20 protein-coding genes are annotated in these 19,350 nt (G+C 72.7%); 12 read left to right on the forward strand and 8 right to left on the reverse strand.

Translation table 11 applies throughout. The features are described 5' to 3' along the window. Positions 1-33: 33 nt before the first annotated feature. From radA to ispF, 6 genes are all read left to right on the forward strand, one after another. Positions 34-1,437: a DNA repair protein RadA gene (gene radA, locus ABYE80_RS01345; protein WP_372788068.1), complete on the forward strand. Its 1,404-nt coding sequence runs from the start codon at positions 34-36 to the stop codon at positions 1,435-1,437. Between the two features lie 88 nt (positions 1,438-1,525). After that, on the forward strand, positions 1,526-2,638 hold the full coding sequence (gene disA, locus ABYE80_RS01350) for a DNA integrity scanning diadenylate cyclase DisA (protein ID WP_372788070.1): 1,113 nt from the start codon (positions 1,526-1,528) through the stop codon (positions 2,636-2,638). Between the two features lie 114 nt (positions 2,639-2,752). Next, the gene (locus tag ABYE80_RS01355) at positions 2,753-3,265 is read left to right on the forward strand and encodes a CarD family transcriptional regulator (protein WP_372788093.1); all 513 of its coding nucleotides are present in this window, start codon (positions 2,753-2,755) and stop codon (positions 3,263-3,265) included. 35 nt (positions 3,266-3,300) lie between these two features. Beyond that, the gene (gene ispD, locus ABYE80_RS01360) at positions 3,301-3,969 is read left to right on the forward strand and encodes a 2-C-methyl-D-erythritol 4-phosphate cytidylyltransferase (protein ID WP_372788094.1); all 669 of its coding nucleotides are present in this window, start codon (positions 3,301-3,303) and stop codon (positions 3,967-3,969) included. Further along, positions 3,963-4,802 (forward strand): histidinol-phosphatase, encoded by an 840-nt coding sequence (locus tag ABYE80_RS01365; RefSeq protein WP_372788072.1) that lies wholly within the window; start codon positions 3,963-3,965, stop codon positions 4,800-4,802. The genes ispD and ABYE80_RS01365 overlap by 7 nt, the downstream gene beginning before the upstream one ends. Further along, positions 4,799-5,290 (forward strand): 2-C-methyl-D-erythritol 2,4-cyclodiphosphate synthase, encoded by a 492-nt coding sequence (gene ispF / locus ABYE80_RS01370; protein ID WP_372788073.1) that lies wholly within the window; start codon positions 4,799-4,801, stop codon positions 5,288-5,290. The genes ABYE80_RS01365 and ispF overlap by 4 nt, the downstream gene beginning before the upstream one ends. On the opposite strand, the gene ABYE80_RS01375 is transcribed toward ispF, so the two are convergent. From ABYE80_RS01375 to ABYE80_RS01385, 3 genes are all read right to left on the reverse strand, one after another. Continuing rightward, the gene (locus tag ABYE80_RS01375; RefSeq protein ID WP_372788074.1) at positions 5,287-5,784 is read right to left on the reverse strand and encodes an SRPBCC family protein; all 498 of its coding nucleotides are present in this window, start codon (positions 5,782-5,784) and stop codon (positions 5,287-5,289) included. The two genes, ispF and ABYE80_RS01375, sit on opposite strands and share 4 nt — an antisense overlap. Beyond that, entirely contained in the window at positions 5,784-6,638 is an 855-nt protein-coding gene (locus ABYE80_RS01380; protein ID WP_372788096.1) for a lysophospholipid acyltransferase family protein, read from the reverse strand. The genes ABYE80_RS01375 and ABYE80_RS01380 overlap by 1 nt, the downstream gene beginning before the upstream one ends. Positions 6,639-6,784: 146 nt before the next feature. After that, complete coding sequence (locus ABYE80_RS01385; RefSeq protein WP_372788075.1) at positions 6,785-8,029, reverse strand: alpha/beta fold hydrolase; 1,245 nt, start codon at positions 8,027-8,029, stop codon at positions 6,785-6,787. 105 nt (positions 8,030-8,134) lie between these two features. Here ABYE80_RS01385 and cysS point away from each other — a divergent pair, with 105 nt between their 5' ends. The 4 genes from cysS (at position 8,135) to ABYE80_RS01405 (ending at position 11,927) form a co-directional block, all read left to right on the forward strand. Continuing rightward, positions 8,135-9,520 carry a cysteine--tRNA ligase gene (gene cysS, locus ABYE80_RS01390; RefSeq protein ID WP_372788077.1) on the forward strand — a complete coding sequence of 462 codons (1,386 nt, stop codon included), beginning with the start codon at positions 8,135-8,137 and terminating at the stop codon, positions 9,518-9,520. A gap of 281 nt (positions 9,521-9,801) precedes the next feature. Further along, positions 9,802-10,497, forward strand: coding sequence for a 23S rRNA (guanosine(2251)-2'-O)-methyltransferase RlmB (gene rlmB, locus ABYE80_RS01395; RefSeq protein ID WP_372788078.1), 696 nt, complete (start codon positions 9,802-9,804; stop codon positions 10,495-10,497). 304 nt (positions 10,498-10,801) lie between these two features. Further along, a complete protein-coding gene (gene sigH, locus ABYE80_RS01400) occupies positions 10,802-11,449 on the forward strand; it encodes an RNA polymerase sporulation sigma factor SigH (RefSeq protein WP_372788079.1) in 648 nt (215 codons plus the stop codon). 106 nt (positions 11,450-11,555) lie between these two features. Continuing rightward, positions 11,556-11,927, forward strand: coding sequence for a hypothetical protein (locus tag ABYE80_RS01405; RefSeq protein WP_372788080.1), 372 nt, complete (start codon positions 11,556-11,558; stop codon positions 11,925-11,927). 27 nt (positions 11,928-11,954) lie between these two features. Here ABYE80_RS01405 and ABYE80_RS01410 read toward each other — a convergent pair whose 3' ends face one another. Next, positions 11,955-12,578, reverse strand: coding sequence for a TetR/AcrR family transcriptional regulator (locus ABYE80_RS01410; RefSeq protein WP_372788081.1), 624 nt, complete (start codon positions 12,576-12,578; stop codon positions 11,955-11,957). A 57-nt stretch (positions 12,579-12,635) separates the two neighbouring features. On the opposite strand from ABYE80_RS01410, the gene ABYE80_RS01415 reads away from it, so the two are divergent. Then, complete coding sequence (locus ABYE80_RS01415) at positions 12,636-13,832, forward strand: M28 family metallopeptidase (RefSeq protein ID WP_372788082.1); 1,197 nt, start codon at positions 12,636-12,638, stop codon at positions 13,830-13,832. A gap of 11 nt (positions 13,833-13,843) precedes the next feature. Here the strand turns inward: ABYE80_RS01415 and ABYE80_RS01420 are convergent, their stop codons facing one another. Genes ABYE80_RS01420 through ABYE80_RS01435 form a run of 4 tightly spaced genes read right to left on the reverse strand, consistent with a single transcriptional unit; the run spans position 13,844 to position 18,302 of the window. Further along, entirely contained in the window at positions 13,844-15,574 is a 1,731-nt protein-coding gene (locus ABYE80_RS01420; RefSeq protein ID WP_372788083.1) for an FAD-binding oxidoreductase, read from the reverse strand. Beyond that, on the reverse strand, positions 15,571-17,151 hold the full coding sequence (locus tag ABYE80_RS01425) for an FAD-dependent oxidoreductase (RefSeq protein ID WP_372788085.1): 1,581 nt from the start codon (positions 17,149-17,151) through the stop codon (positions 15,571-15,573). Before ABYE80_RS01425 ends, ABYE80_RS01420 begins: the two co-directional genes overlap by 4 nt. Then, on the reverse strand, positions 17,148-17,777 hold the full coding sequence (locus ABYE80_RS01430) for a TetR/AcrR family transcriptional regulator (protein WP_372788087.1): 630 nt from the start codon (positions 17,775-17,777) through the stop codon (positions 17,148-17,150). Before ABYE80_RS01430 ends, ABYE80_RS01425 begins: the two co-directional genes overlap by 4 nt. Before the next feature lie 24 nt (positions 17,778-17,801). Then, positions 17,802-18,302, reverse strand: coding sequence for a winged helix-turn-helix transcriptional regulator (locus ABYE80_RS01435; RefSeq protein ID WP_372788089.1), 501 nt, complete (start codon positions 18,300-18,302; stop codon positions 17,802-17,804). Between the two features lie 100 nt (positions 18,303-18,402). Here ABYE80_RS01435 and ABYE80_RS01440 point away from each other — a divergent pair. After that, on the forward strand, positions 18,403-19,350 hold a 948-nt coding region (locus tag ABYE80_RS01440), incomplete at its 3' end, for an MFS transporter (protein WP_372788090.1).

Genomic DNA, 19,350 nt, shown 5'->3' on the forward strand with positions numbered 1-19,350 from the left:
CCGTCGGCTCCCGTCCGTAGGGTGATCGGGTCCATGGCCCGTCCCCTCACCCTCCACGTCTGCAGCGACTGCGGCCACAGCGAGCCGCGCTGGATGGGGCAGTGCCCCGGGTGCAGGGCGTGGAACACGCTCGTCGAGGAGCGCCCGGCGACCGCTGTCGTCCGGGGCGTGGCCGGTGGCGGCCGCCGCGGATCCGCCGCGGGTCCGGTGGGGGCCGTGCAGCGCCTCGGCGACGTGGAGAGCGTCCGCGTCGCGCGGCTCCAGACCCGCATCGGGGAGCTCGACCGCGTCCTCGGGGGCGGTCTCGTCCCGGGGTCGCTGGTCCTGCTCGGGGGGTCGCCCGGCATCGGGAAGTCGACCCTCACGAACATGGTCCTCGGACATCTCGCGGCCGGCGGGCACCGGACGCTCTACGTCTCCGGGGAGGAGTCGGCGGCGCAGATCCGCCTGCGCGCCGAGCGTCTCGTCACGGCCGGACCGGAGCATCCGTGTCACGCGCTGGACGTCCCCGTCCTGGCCGAGACCGATCTTGACACCGTGCTGGCGACGCTGGTCGCGGAGCGCCCGGACGTCTGCGTCATCGACTCGGTGCAGACCCTGCACGCGGCGGAGCTCACCGGCGCCCCGGGCTCCGTGGGACAGGTGCGCGAGGTCGCCTCGCGCATCATGGGAGTGGCCAAGGGTCAGGGCACGGCCGTGCTGCTCGTCGGCCACGTGACCAAGGAGGGCGCGCTCGCCGGACCGCGCGTCCTCGAGCACCTCGTGGACTGCGTGCTGCAGTTCGAGGGCGAGCGCGAGCGGACCTACCGCACGCTGCGGGCCCTGAAGAACCGCTTCGGCTCGACGAACGAGACCGGGGTCTTCGAGATGGCGGAGGGCGGCCTCGTGGAGGTGCTCGACGCCAGCGCCCGCTTCGTGGGCGAGGCGACCCGCAAGCCGGGGAGCGTGGTCCTGGCCGCCATGGAGGGCACGCGCCCGCTGCTCGTCGAGGTCCAGGCGCTCGTCTCACCCAGCGAGATCGTGCCGCCACGCCGCGTGTGCAACGGCATCGACCGCAACCGGCTCGCCCTGGTGCTCGCCGTCCTCGGCCGTCATGCCGGTGTGGGCACCGGAACGGCCGACGTGTTCGTGAACGTCGTCGGCGGGGTCCGGGTCGACGAGCCCGGGGCCGATCTCGCGGTGGCGCTCGCGGTGGCGAGCGCCGCGCGCGGCGTCCCGGCGGGCGGAGAGGACGCGAAGCTGCCGCTGGCGTGCTTCGGCGAGGTCGGCCTGACCGGTGAGCTCCGCAGCGTCGGCCATGCCGACCGACGGGTCGAGGAGGCGGCGAAGTTCGGGCTGACGCCCGTCGTGGCGCCGGAGAACGCACCGACCCTCCGGCACGCGCTGCGTGCGGCGTTCGGGGCCGCGCAGGGCGCCGCCCCGGCCCGCGCCGCCTGACCCGTCCGCGGCCGTCGGAAGGACCGTGCGGCGCCGAACCTCAACGGAAGCTAAGGAAAACGGCTCAGGGCTGGTAGAATCCCTCTGGATGGCGCAGCGTTCCAGTGATGAGCAGACCGAGCTGGAAGGTCGCCAGGAGCCTCGTCTCGTCAAGGCACTCGAGATGGTCGCGCCCGGTACGGCGCTCCGCGAGGGCCTCGACAACATCCTCCACGCCCGCACCGGCGGACTGATCGTCATCGGTGATCCGGAGGAGCTCAGCTTCCTCTTCTCGGGCGGCATCAAGCTGGACATCGACTACACGCCCGCCCTGCTCTACCAGGTGGCGAAGATGGACGGCGGCATCACGCTGAACGGCAACGCGACGAAGATCGCGATGGCGAACGTCCAGCTCATGCCCGATCCGACGATCCTGTCGCTGGAGACCGGTACGCGGCACCGCACGGCGGAGCGCGTCAGCAAGCAGACGGATGCCCTGGTCATCGCGATCTCGCAGCGGCGCGAGGTCGTCTCGCTGTACGTCGACGGCGCGAAGTACATCCTCGAGGACATCCCCGTCGTGCTCGCGAAGGCCAACCAGGCGCTCGCCACGCTCGACAAGTACCGCACGCGTCTGGATCAGGTCTCGACGCGCCTGACGGCGCTCGAGTTCGAGGGTGGCGCGACCCTGCACGACGTGCTCACGGTCCTGCAGCGGGCGGAGCTCGTCACGCGCATGGCCGTGGAGATCGAGCGCTACATCGTCGAGCTCGGCTCCGAGGGCCGCCTGATCGAGATGCAGCTCGAGGAGACGATGGTCGGCACGGCGGCGGACAAGTCCGCGCTGGTCCACGACTACCTCGCCGAGCACACGGACGAGGCCTTCGCCTCGGCGCTCGACCAGATCGGGCGTCTGCCGCACCAGGACCTGCTCGACTTCGGCCGGCTCGGCGAGGTCATGGGGTACGACCGCAAGCTCAACACGCTCGACTATCCGGTGTCGCCACGCGGCTACCGGATCCTCGGGCGCATCCCACGCCTGCCGAAGCTGGTCGTCCAGCAGATCGTGCAGGAGTTCGGCGGGCTCGACGAGATGCTCGCCGCCACCGACGCGGAGCTCGAATCCGTCGAGGGCGTGGGGGAGATGCGGGCGAAGGAGATCCGCGAGGGCCTTCGCCGGCTTCAGGAGATCAACCTCGTGGACCGCTACTTGCAGACGTGACGATGTACCCGGGGCGCTCCCGTCCCGGCTGACCAAGGAGAGATCACCATTTCCGATACGGAGCTGAACGAGGCGGAGCTGCTCGAGGACCTCGAGCCTGTCGTCATCGAGAACATCGAGTTCGAGTGTGGCGACAACGTCGTCTATCCGCACCACGGGGCGGGCAAGGTCCTGAAGAAGGAGCTGCGCAAGATGTTCGGTGAGGAGCGCGAGTACCTCACCATCAAGATCCTCCACAACGACATGACGGTCATGGTCCCGTGCGAGAACGCCGGGATCGCCGGGCTGCGTCGCGTGATCGACGAGGAGACGGTCCAGAAGGTCCTGGGGGTGCTGCAGGACGACGTGTCCGAGATGCCCAAGAACTGGAATCGCCGGTTCAAGCACAACCGCGACAAGATCAAGACCGGCGACATCTACGAGCTGGCCGAGGTCGTCCGCAACCTCGCGTTGCGCGAGCACGAGAAGGGGCTCTCGACCGGGGAGAAGCAGATGTTCACCCGGGCCAAGAAGATCCTCGCCTCCGAGCTGATGTACGCCCTCGACAAGTCCGAGGACGAGGCGGAGGCCCACCTCGACGGCCTTCTCGCCGACTCCGCGGGCGCGAAGATCGGCGCGAAGGGCTGATCCTGGCCGCAGCGTTGCAGGCGGTCGCGCTCGTCGTGGCCGCTGGTCGTGGTGAGCGCCTTGGGTCCGTCGGTCCCAAGGCGTTCGTCGTGCTGGGGGGGCGACCCATGCTCGACTGGAGCCTGGACGTGCTCACCGCCAGCCCGCACGTGGGTGCCGTCGTCGTGGCGCGCCCGGACGGCCATCTCTTCGACCGCGCGGGTGTGACCGTCGTGGCCGGTGGAGCCCAGCGGTCGCACTCGGTGCGCAACGCCCTCGCTGCCGCACCGCGGGATGCGGACCTGGTCCTCGTCCACGATGCGGCCCGGCCGCTGCTGACGGGGCGGATCGTGGACGACTGCATCGCGGCCATGGAGGACCCGGCCGTGGACGCCGCGATCGCCGCGGCCCAGCTGACCGACACCGTCAAGCAGGCCGAGTCCCGCGACGGGCGACCGGTGGTCCGCACGACGCTCGACCGCTCGCTGCTGTGGGCCGTCCAGACCCCGCAGGTCTTCCGTCGGAGCGCGCTGGAGCGCGTGCTGGCGCAGCCCGACGAGGTGCTGGCACGTGCGACCGACGACGCCTCGCTGATCGAGGCTGCGGGCGGACGGGTCGTCCTCGTACCATCCCCGCGCAGCAACCTGAAGGTCACGACACCGGAAGACCTGCAGCTCGCCGAGCTGCTGCTCACCACCGCCGACACCCCCTCACCCTCATGCTGACCGACTACCACGTCCATCTGCGCCCCGACGGCGAGGACACCCCGTCGTCGCGGTACTTCACGACCGCGAACGCGGACCGCTACCGCGAGGCCGCCACCGAGCGAGGGATCACGGAGCTCGGCGTGAGCGAGCACGTCTACCGGTTCACCCAGGCGCTGGACGTGTGGGACCACGAGTACTGGCGCGACAGCGCGTTCGACGACATCGACGCCTACTGCGGCTTCGTCCGCGAGGAGACCGACCTGCGACTCGGGATCGAGGCGGACTTCATCCCGGGCCGCGAGGACCGGATGGCGAACCTGCTCGAGGGGCGCCCCTGGGACTACGTCGTCGGCTCGGTCCACTTCCTCGGCAACGATGCGGTCGACTACGACAAGTACGACGTCTGGACCCGGGCGGACTCCGCGGACAAGGTGTGGCGGCGGTACTTCGAGGTGCTGGGGGCGGCGGCCGCCAGCGGGATGTTCGACATCATGGCCCACCCGGACCTCGTCAAGGTGTGGGGGACGAACCGACCGCAGCCCGATCGGGACCCGCGGTACTACTACGAGATCGCGCTCGAGGGCATCGTCGCGTCGGGCGTGGCCTGCGAGCTCTCGACGGCGGGCCTGCGCAAGCCGGTCGGGGAGATCTACCCCTCGCTCCCGTTCCTGGAGATGCTGGTCGACGCCGGGGTTCCCCTCGCGCTGTCCTCCGACGCGCACGTGCCGGAGCACGTGGGGCACGGGTACGACCGGGCGCTCGAACTGCTGCAGAGCGCCGGGGTGACGCAGCTCTGCGTGTTCGAGGGGCGCCGGCGGAGCCTCGTGGAGATCCCGGCAGCGGTGCGATGACCGACGACGCGGTCCCGCGCACGGGCACGGGCTGGGACACGCACCGGCTGGTCGCCGGACGACCGCTCGTGCTCGGTGGCGTGACCGTGCCGTCCGACGTGGGCCTCGACGGGCACTCGGACGCCGACGTGCTCACGCACGCCGTGATCGATGCGCTGCTCGGCGCCGCCTGCCTGGGGGACATCGGTGAGCACTTCCCCGACACGGACGAGCGGTTCCGGGGCGCGGACAGCATGGCGCTGCTGCGGGAGACGATGGCGCGTTGCGCGGAGGCCGGCTGGCGCGCGGTCCACGTCGACGCGACGGTGATCCTCGAGGCGCCGAAGCTGCTGGCGCACAAGCCCGCCATGCGACGGAACCTCGCGACGGTGCTGGGCCTGCCGGACACCGCGGTGAACGTGAAGGCGACGCGCGGTGAGGGCATGGGCCCGGTCGGGCGTGGCGAGGGCGCGGTCGCGCTCGCGACCGTCACCTGCGTGCCGAGCTAGCCCGAGGAAGCGGTCGAGCGCGCGGCCCGCCGCCGCGCCGCGTCGGTGCGCAGCCGCTCGTGCTCGACCTGCCGCTTGAGCTGGACGAGCGAGCGCTGGAAGTTGCGACGGACCTGCGGCGCCGCGACGCGCTCGGCGATCCATCCGCCCAGGCCGGCTCCCGCGACGCCGTACGACAGGCGGAACTCCACGTGCGTGCGCCCCGAGTCGCGCTCGCGCAGGCGCCACCGCGCGCGCTGATCCAACCCGGTGACCGACGTCCACGCGAGGTCCCGGTGCTCGTGCCACTCGACGACCTCGACGAGGCTCCCGATCTCCGCGGATCCGATGCGCATGAGCATGCGGAACCGCATCCCCGGGCCGGGCGCGTGGTCGCCGGCGCGCTCGAACCGCGTGACGCCGTGCAGGAAGTGCAGGGAGCGCTCCGGGTCGGTGATGAACCCCCACACCTCGGCGGGGGTCGCCGCGATGTCGATCGTCGCCGCGACGCGCATCAGCCGATCACCGGCAGCCGGCGTTCGGCGGCGAGCGCGTCGAGCGTCTCCTGCATCAGCCGCACGACGTGGTCGTAGACCTCGTCGAGGTCGGGCTCGGCGCCGAACTCCTCACGGAGATGGATGGGCGGAAGGACCTCGATGACGATCTTGGCCGGGAGCGGGACGTGGCCGAGCATGTCACCGATGTTGAGACCCCACGGGACGGCGATCGAGATCGGAAGGACCTTCAGGCGCAGGATGCGGTCCAGCATGAGGGACCTCGCCAGACCCTCTCCGCGCGAGAGGAACAGCGCGGTCTCCTGCCCGCCGATCGCCACGACCGGGACGATCGGGACGTCATGGCGCAGCGCCTCGCGGATGAACCCCTTGCGGCCACCCATGTCGACCGTGTGGCGTTCCCACGACGGCCGGTGCACCTCGTAGTCGCCGCCCGGGTACACGAGGAGCGCGGCCCCGGCGCGTAGGGCGGTCTCCATGTTCTCGGGCGTCGCGGCGACCGTGCCGAAGCGCCGCAGGAACCCGAGGCCGGGCGCGGCGAGCACGAGGTTGTGGGCGAGGGCGTGGAACCTGCGCTCCACCCCGAAGTAGGCGCTGAACGCCAGCATCAGCACGCCGGTGTCGGGCGTCAGGTTGCCGCCGGAGTGGTTGCCCACCAGCAGGACGGGGCCGGTCTCGGGGACGTTCCCCAGGCCGCGGACCTCGCCCCGGAAGTACAGCGAGGACAGCAGCCACAGGCGCGGCAGGTTCTCGCGGATGTAGTCGGGGTCGCGCTCGTCGAGATCGGCCTTGGGGATCCGGGACTGCACGACGTCGCGGACGCCCCGCAGGACGCCGCGGGCGACACCGGCCAGCGCGCCGAGAGGCGGGCCGCCAGGGGTGGGTTCGCGGGCGGGATCCGCGACCCGCGCACCGTTCAGCGCGCCGGGCGCATGACCGTTGGTATGCGGTCGTGTCGTGGCCGGGCCGTCGGACATGATGCGATCGTAGTGGGCTGCGGTCAGGCGGCGCGACGTACCGTCGGCCGGGCGCCGAGCGCGTCGGCCCTGCGCAGGACGCGCAGCAGGACGCCCGTCACCTGCTCGGCACGCTCGACCTGCGGTACGTGGCCACAACCCTCGAGGACGAGTTGCTCGGCTCCGGGCAGCCACTCCTCGACGTGGCGCTTGAACCCGGCGGGGATCAGGACGTCGTGCGTGCCCCAGACGAACAGGGCCGGCGGCTGCAGGGTCGACAGCCTCGGGTAGAAGCCGCCGCGGCCGAACGGGCGGTCGAGGTAGAGGTTGCGGGCGCTCGTGAGGAAGGCGGCCCGGGCCGCAGGTGAGGCGTACGCGCGACGGAACTCGTCGACCACCACGTCCGCCACCGCGGGGTCGAGCGCGTCCTCGTCGGCGAACAGCTCCCAGACCTGCCGCGCCACGACGGAGCGGCGAAGGCCGTGCGGAAGCAGCCCGAGCTCGGGACGGAGCACCTTCACGAGCGGCCAGAAGTCACGCCGGACGAAGGCGACCGCCGGACACAGCAGGGTCAGCGAGCGGACGCGCTCCGGCGCGCGCAGCCCGGTCTCGATCGCGATCCGCCCGCCCATCGAGTTGCCCACGAGGTGGGCGCGCTCGATGCCCAGGGCGTTCAGCAGCCGTACGACGTGCCTCGAGAACCAGGCCGCGTCGTACGGGGCCAGCAGCGGCTTCTCGGAGCTGCCGAAGCCCGGGAGGTCGATCGCGTGGACGCGGTAGCCGTGCCGGGCCAGCGCGGCCGCCGTGTCCAGGAAGGACGCCTTGGTGGCACCGAGCCCGTGGATGAGCACGACATCGGTGCCCTCGCCCATCGTGAGGGTGGAGATCGCCGGTCCGTCGCCGAGGTCGACGGCGTGGACCCGCAGCTGGGGTGGTCGCCCGCTCGGGAGCTGGAACAGGCCTTCGAAGCCGACGGCCAGATCGAGCGACCCCCGGGCGTAGAGCCGCCGGTCGGCGAAGGCTTCGATCCCGTTGATGTCCCCGGCGCGGAGCGCGAGCCAGGTCTCGGCGTCGGTGCCGATGACCACGTCGGGATCCAGGCAGCTGACGCCCTGCCGGACGCGGGCCCCGTGCTGGGTGCACCGGACCTCCCAGGTGCGCCCGATGTCGCCGAGGCGCACGTGCCAGGTGGCGTCGAAGCCCCGGGGTGCGCCCAGATAGCGGCCCGGCAGGCTGCGGAACGCGTCTTCGACCTGTCGCAGGCGCTCCGGGTTGACGGGCGCGGACACGTCTTGCACCCTAGCGACCCGGCCTGCGGGAAGCGGGTCCGATCGCGCCGTCCTGCGGCTTCGATCCCGCACCTTGCGGCATTCATGCGGCATCATCGACGGCTGATGCGCGAGATCCGCCTGCACGACACCCGCACCGCGAGCCTCAGGGCGCTCGAACCCCGGGATCCCGGGAAGGTCGGGATCTACGCCTGCGGGCCGACCGTCTACGCCCGGATCCACGTCGGCAACGCCCGGCCGTACGTGGTGTTCAGCCTGCTCAAGCGGTTCCTGCAGCACGAGGGCTACGACGTCACGTTCGTCGCCAACATCACGGACGTCAACGACAAGATCTACGCGGCCGCGCAGCAGGCCGGGGTGTCCAGCGAGCACCTGGCGGCGGAGATGACCGCCCACTACGTGGCGGACACCGATGCGCTGGGACTGGGCCGCCCCGACCACGAGCCCCGGGTCGTCGACAGCATCGACGGCATCGTCGGGCTCATCCAGGCACTGATCGACCGTGGTGCCGCGTACGCCGCCGAGGGTGATGTCTACTTCCGCGTCCGCTCCGACCCCGGCTACGGGAACCTCTCCCACCGGCACGTGGACGACATGAACCAGGGGGAGGGCGGCGACGGGCTGCACCTCAAGGAAGATCCCTTGGACTTCGCGCTGTGGAAGGCGCAGAAGCCGGGGGAGGACACGGCCTGGGACGCTCCGTGGGGACGCGGTCGGCCCGGCTGGCACATCGAGTGCTCCGCGATGGCCGAGGAGCTGCTGGGCGTCGGCTTCGACATCCACGGCGGCGGCAACGACCTGATCTTCCCCCACCACGAGAACGAGGCCGCGCAGACCCGTGCGGGCCGAGGCGCGGAGCTCGCGCAGATCTGGATGCACAACGGCATGCTGCAGACGGGGCCCGCGGGCGGCGACGAGAAGATGGCCAAGAGCGTCGGGAACATCGCCCTCCTGCCCGAGGTGCTCGCGCAGTACGGTCGCGACGCGCTGATCGCGTTCTTCTGCAGCGCCCACTACCGGCAGCCGATCAGCTTCGGTGACGACGCCCTCACGCAGGCGCAGGCGACCGTGCGGCGCCTGCGCGAGGCAGCGCGGCGGCTGGAGGTCGGTGCGCCGACGCCGCCGGACATGCGCGGGCTCAAGACGCGCTTCTTCGCGGCCCTCGCGGACGACTTCAAGACCCCGGAGGCCCTCGCGGCGGTCTTCGACTGGGTGCGTGAGGCCAACCGCCGTGCCGACGCCGGGGAGCGCGTGGGCGACGCGGATCTCCGCGAGATGCTCTCCGTCCTGGCCCTGGACACGGTGCTGGAGATCGATGGCGCCGACGCCACCGGCCCCGACGAGGAGGCGCGGACCCTGCTCGAGGCGCGGCAGGCCGCCCGCGCAGCCAAGGACTGGGCCGCCGCCGACCGACTGCGTGACGAGCTCGCCGCGCGCGGGTGGACCGTCCGCGACGGCGCCGACGGCGCCGAGCTGGTCCGGGCGGGCTGATGGCCGGCGGGCGGAAGGGGTCCGGCCGCAAGAGCGGTCCGGGGCGCCGCAAGGGGCCGGGACCCGCACATCCCTCCGGGGGCGGCCGGAGCACCGGACGACCGGGATCCGGCGGAGGTCCGCGAGCCGGGGGCGCGGCCCGGGGCTCCGGCCGCGACGCCGGCGCCGGGCGTGGGGAGCGCGGGCGGCGGGACGACGCACCGTCCTCGCCCCGGGAGGACCGAGGGCGGTCCGAGGGCGGTCGCCGTGACGACGCGGGGCGCCCGCGCGACGGCCGTCCCGTGCTCTACGGGCGCAACGCGGTCCACGAGGCGCTGCGCGCCCGTCGCCGACCGGTCCACAGGATCTGGGCGACGTCCGCGACCCTGCGCTCCGAGTCGTGGCTCAAGAGCCGTACGGTGGAGGTCGTCGAGGCCGACGAGTTGACCCGGCTGGCCGGGACCGACGCGCACCAGGGCGTGTGTGCGCAGGCCGACGGGTACCCGTACGCCGATGCGTCCGCGCTGCTGCGGCTCGACTCGCCGTTGATCGTGGCGCTCGACGAGGTGCAGGACGTGCAGAACCTGGGAGCGATCGCGCGGACCGCCGAGTGCGCCGGAGCGTCCGGTCTCGTGATCCCCGAGCGGAGGTCCGCGGAGGTCACGCCGGCCGCCGGCAAGGCGAGCGCCGGCGCGGTGGAGCACCTCCCGGTCGCCAGGACCAGGAACCTCGCGGACTGGCTCGAGGAGGCCAAGGCCGCCGGGTGCTGGATCTACGGGGCGGCCGGGGACTCCAGTGCCGTGCCGTGGACGCAACCGGAGTACCGGGGCGGTGTCGTGCTCGTCATGGGGGCGGAGGGCACCGGGCTGCGTCCCCGCGTGGCCGCGACGTGCGACGCGCTGGTGGCGCTGCCGCTCCATGGGCGCATCTCGTCGCTGAACGTCTCGGCGGCCGCCGCGGCGCTCCTGTACGAGATCGTCCGCGACCGCACGACCTGACCCGCCGATCGCGGCGTCCCCACAGCGTGACGCCGCGTGCAGCGGAAGGGCTCCGCGATCCCATGACGAACCTCTGTGGGGGCGCGCTCACGGCCGCGAGACGCACGCCATCTTGCATCGTGTCCGAAGCACTTGACACGGGCTCATAACCAGGAGTAGGTTCGCGCTACATCACGTTCAACCTGAGGTCGAGCAATGCTCGTTTCAGGTGACGACATCAGTCAGATGGCGCCAGGGGAGGAGTGCGTCACTGAGTTACCTCAGCTGCCTGTTTGCTCTGCAAACCGGCACGAAAGGACTACTCGTGGCACGTCTCTCCGCAGGATCTCAGGGTCAGGTACAGGTCGATGACGGGTACCTGCTCGCGCTCGCGAAGCAGGGCGACCCGACCGCGTACGACCGCATCGTCCGCCGCTACCACGGCTTCGTCCGGATGAAGGCCTCGTCGTACTTCCTCGCCGGTGGCGACAGCGACGATCTCATCCAGGAGGGGCTGCTCGGCCTCTACAAGGCGGTCCGGGACTACCGCAGCGACCGCGAGTCGAGCTTCCGCAACTTCGCGGAGCTCTGCATCACGCGGCAGATCATCACCGCGGTGAAGACCGCGACCCGGTACAAGCACGCCCCGCTCAACCAGTACGTCTCGTTCTCGCAGTCGCCGGCGAGCGCCATGGACGGGGAGCCGACGCTGGAGGAGGTCATCCCCGGATCGACGGTCCACGACCCCGTGAACCAGGTGATCAGCTCCGAGGAGCTCGGGGCCCTGGTGGCATGCCTGTCCTCCGTGCTCAGCGAGCTCGAGTCGCGCGTGCTGTCGCTCTACCTGGACGGGAACAGCTACGAGGTCATCGGCGAGCGGATCGGCTGCGACGCCAAGACCGTCGACAACGCGCTCCAGCGCGTCAAGCGCAAGGTCGGGACGCACCTGACCTCGCGGAACGTCCTGCTCTAGGGCGGATCCGCAGCACCCGGTCGGCGCGTGCCGAACGTGATGTCGCGCCGGCTCGCGGGGGAGACCGCGAGCCATGCGCCGACCGGCGTTGCATAGCATGCATGCGGTGAGCGTTCTCGCAGTCGTACTCATCGCCGTCGCCGTGCTGGTCCTCGCGCTGTTCGCCGGGGGCCTGATCGGGGCCCGCCGTCGGGCGACGAGCACCGACGCCGCCCTGCGAGCCCAGCTCGAGCAGGTCAACGGACAGCTCGCGCTGGCCCACGCGCAGGACAAGGGCTGGGACCGCGAGACCATGGAGACCGCAGCCCGGACGGCGCACGCCGCCGTCAGCAGCGAGCCGATCACCCGCCTCGACCTGGTCCAGATCGTCGACCTCCCCGGGACCGACGCCGATCAGGCCGTCTTCCGGATCCACTGCGGCGATCAGATCACCGAGCTGACGCTCGGGCGCCAGGACGGCGCCTGGGTCGCGCGCTGACGGGCCGCGGACCTTCGGGCCGGCGACCTACGTCCCCGTCGTCGCGAGCCACCCGGCCCACAGCGCCGCGAGCGCGGTACGGAGCTCGTCCGCGCCGACGGCGTGGTCCGGCGAGGCGAGTCCGTGCAGCGCGAACCCGTCGATGAGCGCCACGACGGCCGCCCCGGCCCGCTCGGGCTCGGGCGTCCCGACCGCCCGCAGGGCGGCGACCGCGACCTGGACGTAGCCGTCGACGCACTCGCGGGCAACCGCCTCGAGGGCGGGCCGCCGCGTGGCCTCGAGGTACAGCTCGAACTGCGCGGTGGTCGTCGTGCGCCGCACCGGGACGCGCTCACCCGTGCCGAGCAACTCGGCGGTGAAGAGCGCCGCGACCTCCGCGCCGCCGACCACGCCGGAGTCCAGCCGGTCCGCGAGATCGTGCAACCGGGAGACCTCCTCCTCGACGAACAGGCGCAGCGCCTCCTCGAGCAGGGCGTCGATGGACGCGAAGTAGTAGCTGGTGGTCGCCGGGGGCACCCCGGCCTCATCGGCGATCGCCCGGTGGGTGGTCTGGCCGACCCCGCGCTGCCCGATCACGCGCAGGGCCGCGCGCAGCAGCTCCTCACGCCGCCGCTCCCCGCGTGCACGACGCGTCTTGACCTCGGCTCCCACGGAACGACCGTACCAGGCAAGCTGGACATGCCCCCAAGGTTCTTCTACGGTCGCGCCGTGCCCTCGCCGTTCGAGCCCGATGCCCTGCGAGCGACCGTGGAGGTCCTCGCCGCGATCGACCGACCCTCCGCCTCGCCCGGCGAAGCGCAGGCGGCCGAGTGGATCGCCGAGCACCTGGCGGCACTCGGCTGCCGCGTCCAGGTCGACGAGGAGCTCGCGTACACCGGCTACGCCCGTTCGCTGGCCGGGCAGACGGCGGTCGGCGCGGCCGGTGCCCTGCTGGCACGGTCACCGCTGCCGAACCGGCGGAGGCTCGGCGGTGTGATCGCGCTCGCCGCCGCCGCGGGCATCGTCGAGGAGGTCTCGAACGGACCTCAGGTGTTCCGGAAGCTGACGATGCGCCGGCGGGCGACCCAGAACGTCATCGGCGAGACGGGCGACCCGGCGGCGGACCGCACGCTGATCGTGCTCGCGCACCACGACGCAGCCTCGACGGGTCGGATCTTCGACCAGAGGGCTCAAAGGGCTCTGGCCGGTCGCTTCCCGCGCGCGGTGGAGCGCACGGACACGTCGCTGCCGCTCTGGTGGCCGGTGGTCGCCGGGCCGGCGCTCGGGGCCGCGGGGGCGGTGAGCGGCCACCGGGGCCTGGCGCGGACCGGGGCGGTCCTCGCGCTGGCCTCGCTCGCCGCCTTCGTGGACATCGAACGCAGCCCGACCGTGCCGGGCGCCAACGACAACCTGACCGCGGTGGCGACCCTGGTGGCGGTGGCGACCGCCCTGCGTGCGTCGCCGGTCCGCGGCCTTCGCGTGCTCCTCGTCAGCTGCGGTGCGGAGGAGAGCCTCCAGGGTGGCATCCGGGCGTTCGCGCGCCGGCACTTCAGCGACCTCGATCCGGCGACCACGCGCGTGCTGAACATCGACACGGTCGGCTCTCCGCGCCTCGTGATGCTCGAGGGGGAGGGGCCGTTCGTGATGGAGGACTACGCCGATCCACGGTGGCGCGACCGGGTGGCCGCCGTCGCGGAACGCTGTGCCATCCCACTGCGCCGGGGCCTGCGGGCGCGCGTCAGCACCGACAGCGTGATCCCCAGCCGGGCGGGCTACCCCACCGCCACGCTCATGAGCCTGGACGAGACCAAGGCGATCTCCAACTACCACCTGATGTCGGACACCGCGGCCAATGTCGACTACACGACGGTCGCCGACGCCGCGCGGCTCGTCGACGCCGTCGCGCGGGACCTGGCGGAGGGCTGAAGCCGGCGCGGCTAGGCGCCCGGCAGCGGTGCCCCGTCGATCAGCTTGCCGGGGTTCAGGAGGCCGTCGGGATCCACGCGAGCCTTCGCGGCCCGCAGCAGATCGGTCCCCAGCGCGCCGATCTCCGGGGTGAGCCACGGGGCATGGTCGCGCCCGACCGCGTGGTGGTGCGTGATCGTGCCTCCGGCGGCGACGATCGCCTCGCCCGCCGCGCTCTTGGCGGCGTGCCACTGCTCCAGTTCGGCCCCGGTCTCCTGTGCGGCCAGGAACGTGAAGTAGAGGCTCGCGCCCGTCGGGTAGACGTGCGAGACGTGACACATCACGAGCGCCGGGGTCCCGCGGGCAGCGAGTGACCGACGCAGCGCCGATCCGACGGCGCGATACAGCTCCAGCAGCGTTCCCCAACTCGTGGCGGTCTCCAGGGTGTCCACCAGCACGCCACGGGCGAGCAGCTCGTCCCGCAGGTACGGACCGTGGAAGCGCCCTGCCCGCCACGCCTCGCCCGGGCGTGAGCCGAGCGCGACGCCGCCGTGGCGGCGCACCACGGGGACCACGTGCGCACGCTGCTCGGCGATGACCCCGGGGGTTCCCTCGTAGCCGAGGATCAGCGTGCAGCCGTTGGCCCGGCCGCGTGCCGCGAGGTACGCCTTGCCGATCTTCGTGCTCGTGGATCCGCCCGCCATCGCGAACTGCAGGCGGGTCTCCTCCTCGTCCGAGAGCCGGGCGATCGCGGGGGCGATGCCGTGCTGCTCGAGCTCACGCAGCGTCTCGACTCCGGCGCTCATGTCCGGGACGACCCAGGCCTCGTACCGCGCGGCAGCGGGACGCGGCCGGACCCGCAGCACGACCTCGGTGATGATCCCGAGAGTGCCCTCGCTGCCCACGAGCAGCTCGCGCAGGTCCGGGCCGGCCGCGGTGCCCGGGATGGCGAGGCTCGTGAACTCCCCGGCCGGCGTCGCGGCGCGCACCGCGAGAACGAGGTCGTCGATGCGTCCGTATCCCGTCGAGGCCTGTCCCGCCGACCGGGTGGCCACCCAGCCGCCGACGGTCGAGAACTCGAAGCTCTGCGGGTAGTGACCGAGCGTCAGCCCATGGGCGGCGAGCAGGCGCTCGACCTCCGGTCCGGTGGTGCCGGCGCCCACCGTCGCCGTCTGGGACCGGGCGTCGACGGCGCGGACGAACGAGAGGCGCGCGAGGTCGACCGTGACGACGGCGTCGTGCCCGTCGCCCAGCAGGGGCTCGACCCCGCCGACGACGCTGCTGCCCCCGCCGAACGGCACCACCGTGAGACGGTGCTCCGCGGCGACGGCCAGGACCGCGACGACCTCGTCGTGGTCGGCCGGGTACACGACGGCGTCCGGTGCGTGCGCGACCGTCCCGGTGCGCAGCCGTACGAGATCCGGGTAGCTCTTGCCGGCGCTGTGGACGACCCGCGTGGCGTGGTCGTCGCGGACGTGCTCGGTGCCGACGACGGCGACGAGCGCATCCCGGGCCGGGGTGCCGATGCGACTGTCGGGAAGGGCGACGTCCTGGAGCGCCACCGGGTCGCGACGTGGCCCGGCTCCGGCGGACGGCCCGAGCTCGCTGGTCATCAGCGCTTCGGCGCCGGGCGGGAGCGGGCCGTCGTGCCCGTCGACGCCCCAGCCCCAGAACCGCATCCGGGGTGTGGTCAGGTCGTCGTCGCCGACCGGCAGTCCGACCGGCGTGACGGAGGTCTCGGTGACGGTGGTGACGTCGGTCATGCGGCGCTCCGGGTCGTGGTGGTGAAGATCTCCCCGAGGAGCTCGGCGGCGGGGGTGGCGAGCGCCTCCCGCCAGGCCGGGACGAGCCCGGTGCGGGTCCGGCGGTCCAGGACGTCCTCGAGGGCGATGGCACCCTCGGCGCGTGCGGCGAAGAGCACCTCGACGCCGGTGACCGGAACGTCGGGGTGCAGCGGGCGCAGCAGCTCGGGCCGTCCGTCGGCGAGCGCGGCGACGCGCGGCGCCTCGGCGCCGAACCGCCGGGTCAGGCGGGCGGGCACCTCCGCGTCACCGGCACCGGCGGGACCGCTCGCGCCGGGGGCGCCGACGACCGGGGTGCGGGTGGTCACGCAGGGGCCGGCGGCGACGCCGGGGCGCGCCGCGACCACGTCGACGGCGTCCTGGGCCATCCGGCGATAGGTCGTGAGCTTGCCCCCGACCACGGTGACGAGTGAGGACGCCTCGTCGACCAGCACGGCGTGGCGGCGGCTCACGTCGGCGGTCGACCCGTCCCCGGCGTCGAGCAGCGGACGCAGTCCCGCGTATCGGCCCACGACGTCCTGCGGCGTCAGGGGCCGGGCCAGGGCCCGCGACACCGTCTCCAGCAGGAAGGCCTCGTCGCGTTGGGTGACCTGGGGCTCGTCGGGGATGGTCGCGCCGTCGTAGGGCTCGTCGGTGAGCCCGAGGAGGACCAGGCCGTCCGGGCGGGGATGCAGGAACACGAAGCGGCCGAACTCCCCGGGGATCGGGACGGTCATCGACGCGGCCGGATCGCCGAGCGTGGCGGCGTCGAGCAGCAGATGGGCGCCCGCACTCGGGCGCAGGGCGATGCCGGGATGCAGTGCGGCCGACCAGACGCCGGCCGCGTTGATCACGTGGCGAGCCCGCAGGTCGAACGTCTGACCCGAGCGGACATCGCGCACGCGGGCGCCGGTGGAGGTGATCTCCTCGACCTCGGAGTAGGTGAGGATCCGGGCGCCGTGGGCCGCCGCCGTCCGTGCCACGGCGACCACGAGTCGCGCGTCGTCCTCGAGCGCGGCGTCCCAGTGCAGATAGGCCCCGCGGAGACCGTCCTGGCGGAGCGCCGGTGTCCAGCGCAGGGCCTCGGCGGCGGTGATGCGACGGGTCCGCGGGAGGCTCTTGCCGCTGGTGCCCGCGGCGGCGCGCATCGCGTCGCCCAGGCGCAGCCCGGTGGCCGTGAGGCCGGCGGAGACCGGCGGCAGGTCGGGCGTCAGCGGCACCGTGAAGGGCAGGGCGCGCACGAGGTGCGGGGCGATCGTCTCGACGATCCGCGCCCGTTCGGTCGCCGACTCCCAGGCGACGCCGACGTCGCCCTTGGCGAGGTAGCGCAAGCCGCCGTGGACGAGCTTCGTGGACCAGCGCGACGTCCCGTTGGCGAGGTCGCGGCGCTCGACGAGAGCCACCGAGAGGCCGCGTGTGACCGCGTCGAGCGCGACGCCGGCCCCGGTGATGCCGCCACCGACCACGAGCACGTCGACCTCGTGGCCGGACGCGAGCAGGTGGAGGTCGCGTTCGCGCCGCGCGGCGTTCAGATCGGGGGAGAGCTCTGCGGTGGTCATCGGGACTCCTGTTCAGGGTCGGGACGCAGGTAGCCGTCGAGCATGCGCTCGAGCTCCTGGGCCGTACGGGCCCGTTGCTGGGCGCCGGCCGCGTGGGCCGCGAGGACGTATCCGCGCAGGGCGAGCTCGAGGGTCGCCGCGAGCCGGCCCGGGTCCTCGTCGCGGATCGATCCGTCCGTGATGCCGTCCGCCACCTGCGCCTGCAGCAGCACGAGGCCCGCCTCCTGGACGCCGCCGAGGCGGCGGGTCACGTAGGGCAGGACGAGTTCCGGATCGACGTCCAGGATGCGCCTCCACAGGTCGTTGGCGGCGATCCGCTCGGCGCTGAGGACCGCGGCGGCGACGACGCGCGCGCGGGCCGGCGACCGGTCGGCGACCTCGTGGGCCGCGTCGCGCAGGATCCCGGTGAACTCCCGGGTCATGAGCGCGGCGATCATCGCCGCGACGTCCTCGAAGCGGCGGTAGAGCGTCATCCGGCTCACGCCCGCGCGCCGGGCGACGTCCGTGGCGGTGGTGCGCCGCACCCCGACAGCCATCACGCACTCGCGGACCGCGTCGAGGTACGGATCGTCGGCCGGGTCGGTGATCGTGTGGTCAGCCTGCCGCTGGGTGTGACGCTGTGACATTCAGCGTCAAACTGTAACAGCCCGTCAGGCGGGCGTTTCCGGTGGCGCCGTCATCCGCGGGGACGCGGTGGCGGCGCCGGGGCCGGGGCGCGGCCGGACCTGGCGGGGGTCCAGCGGTTCCCCGCACCCGGAGCACGTCAGCACGGGCTCGGTCACCTGGCCGCACGTCTGGTGCACCAGTTCGATCGGCGGGCCGTGCACGAAGCCGCCGTGCTTGTTGCCCCACGTCATCAGCGTCGCGATCACGGGGTAGAGGTCGAGGCCCGCCTCGGTGAGCCGGTACTCGTGCAGTGCGCGGTTGGCGTGCTGCTCGTAGACGCGTCGCTCCAGGACGCCGGCGGTCACGAGGCGGTTGAGGCGGTCGGTGAGGATGTTCCGCGCCACGCCGGTGGTCCGCTGGTACTCCTCGAAGGTCCGGGCGCGGAAGAAGGCGGCGCGCAGGATGCTGATCACCCACCGCTCCCCGAGGATGGCGGCCGCACGGGAGATGGCGCAGTTGGCGTCGAGCAGTTCGTCGTGCCGCATGTCCTCATCGTAGACCGTGACGCGTCTCACAGTTGCAGAATGCAACTACCGATCCCTACCCTCGTTGCGTTCTGCAACGACAAGGGTAGGAGGCGGCACGATGCACCAGCAGCAGGAGACGGGTCACAGCCGCAGGGCGATCCTCACCATCGCGGCGGCGGGCGGGTTCCTGGCGTTCCTCGACACCACGATCGTCAACACGTCCTTCCCGGACATCGCCGCCTCCTTCCCCGCCGCGGGGCGCTCGGAGCTGGCGTGGATCCTCGACGCCTACTTCATCGTCATCGCCGCGCTGCTCGTCCCCGCCGGGCTGCTGGCCGACCGGATCGGACGCAAGCGCGCCTTCCTGGGCGGCGTCGCGCTGTTCGCGGTGACGAGTGGCCTGTGTGCCGTGGCCCCGACGTGGGAGACGCTCGTCGGCGCCCGCGTGCTCCAGGGCGTCGCGGCTGCCGTCATCGCGCCGGTCTCCCTCGCACTCGTCCTCCCGGAGTACCCGCGCCACGAGCGGGCCACCGCCGTGGGGATCTGGGGCGCGGCGGCCGCGCTCGCCGCCGCCTGCGGCCCGCCACTGGGCGGCCTGCTCGTCGAGGTCGCCGACTGGCGCTGGATCTTCCTCGTCAACCTGCCGGTGAGCGCGGCGCTGATGGTCCTCGGTGTCCGGCACCTGCGTGAATCCCGCGACGAGCACGCCGCCGGCACCCCCGACCTGCTCGGCGCGGTGGTCACGGTCCTCGGGCTCGGAGCGCTGGCGCTCGCCATCATCGAGGGGCGCGAGTGGGGCTGGACCGGACCGCAGTCGCTGGCGAGCTTCGGGGCGGCCGCCGTCCTCCTGGCGGTCGTCGCCCGCAGGTGCCTCACCCACCCGGTGCCGATCGTGGATCCCGCGCTGATGGCGATCCGGTCCTTCCGCCTGGGCAACGCCGGCACGCTGCTCGTCGCCACCGCGTTCTTCGCCACGATCCTCGGGAACATCCTCTTCCTGACCCAGATCTGGGGCTACTCCGTGCTCAGCGCCGGGCTCGCCGTCGTCCCGGGGCCGGTCAGCACC

It is taken from the genome of Paraconexibacter sp. (assembly GCF_041602235.1).
In the GTDB taxonomy this organism is placed as follows: domain Bacteria; phylum Actinomycetota; class Thermoleophilia; order Solirubrobacterales; family Solirubrobacteraceae; genus Paraconexibacter.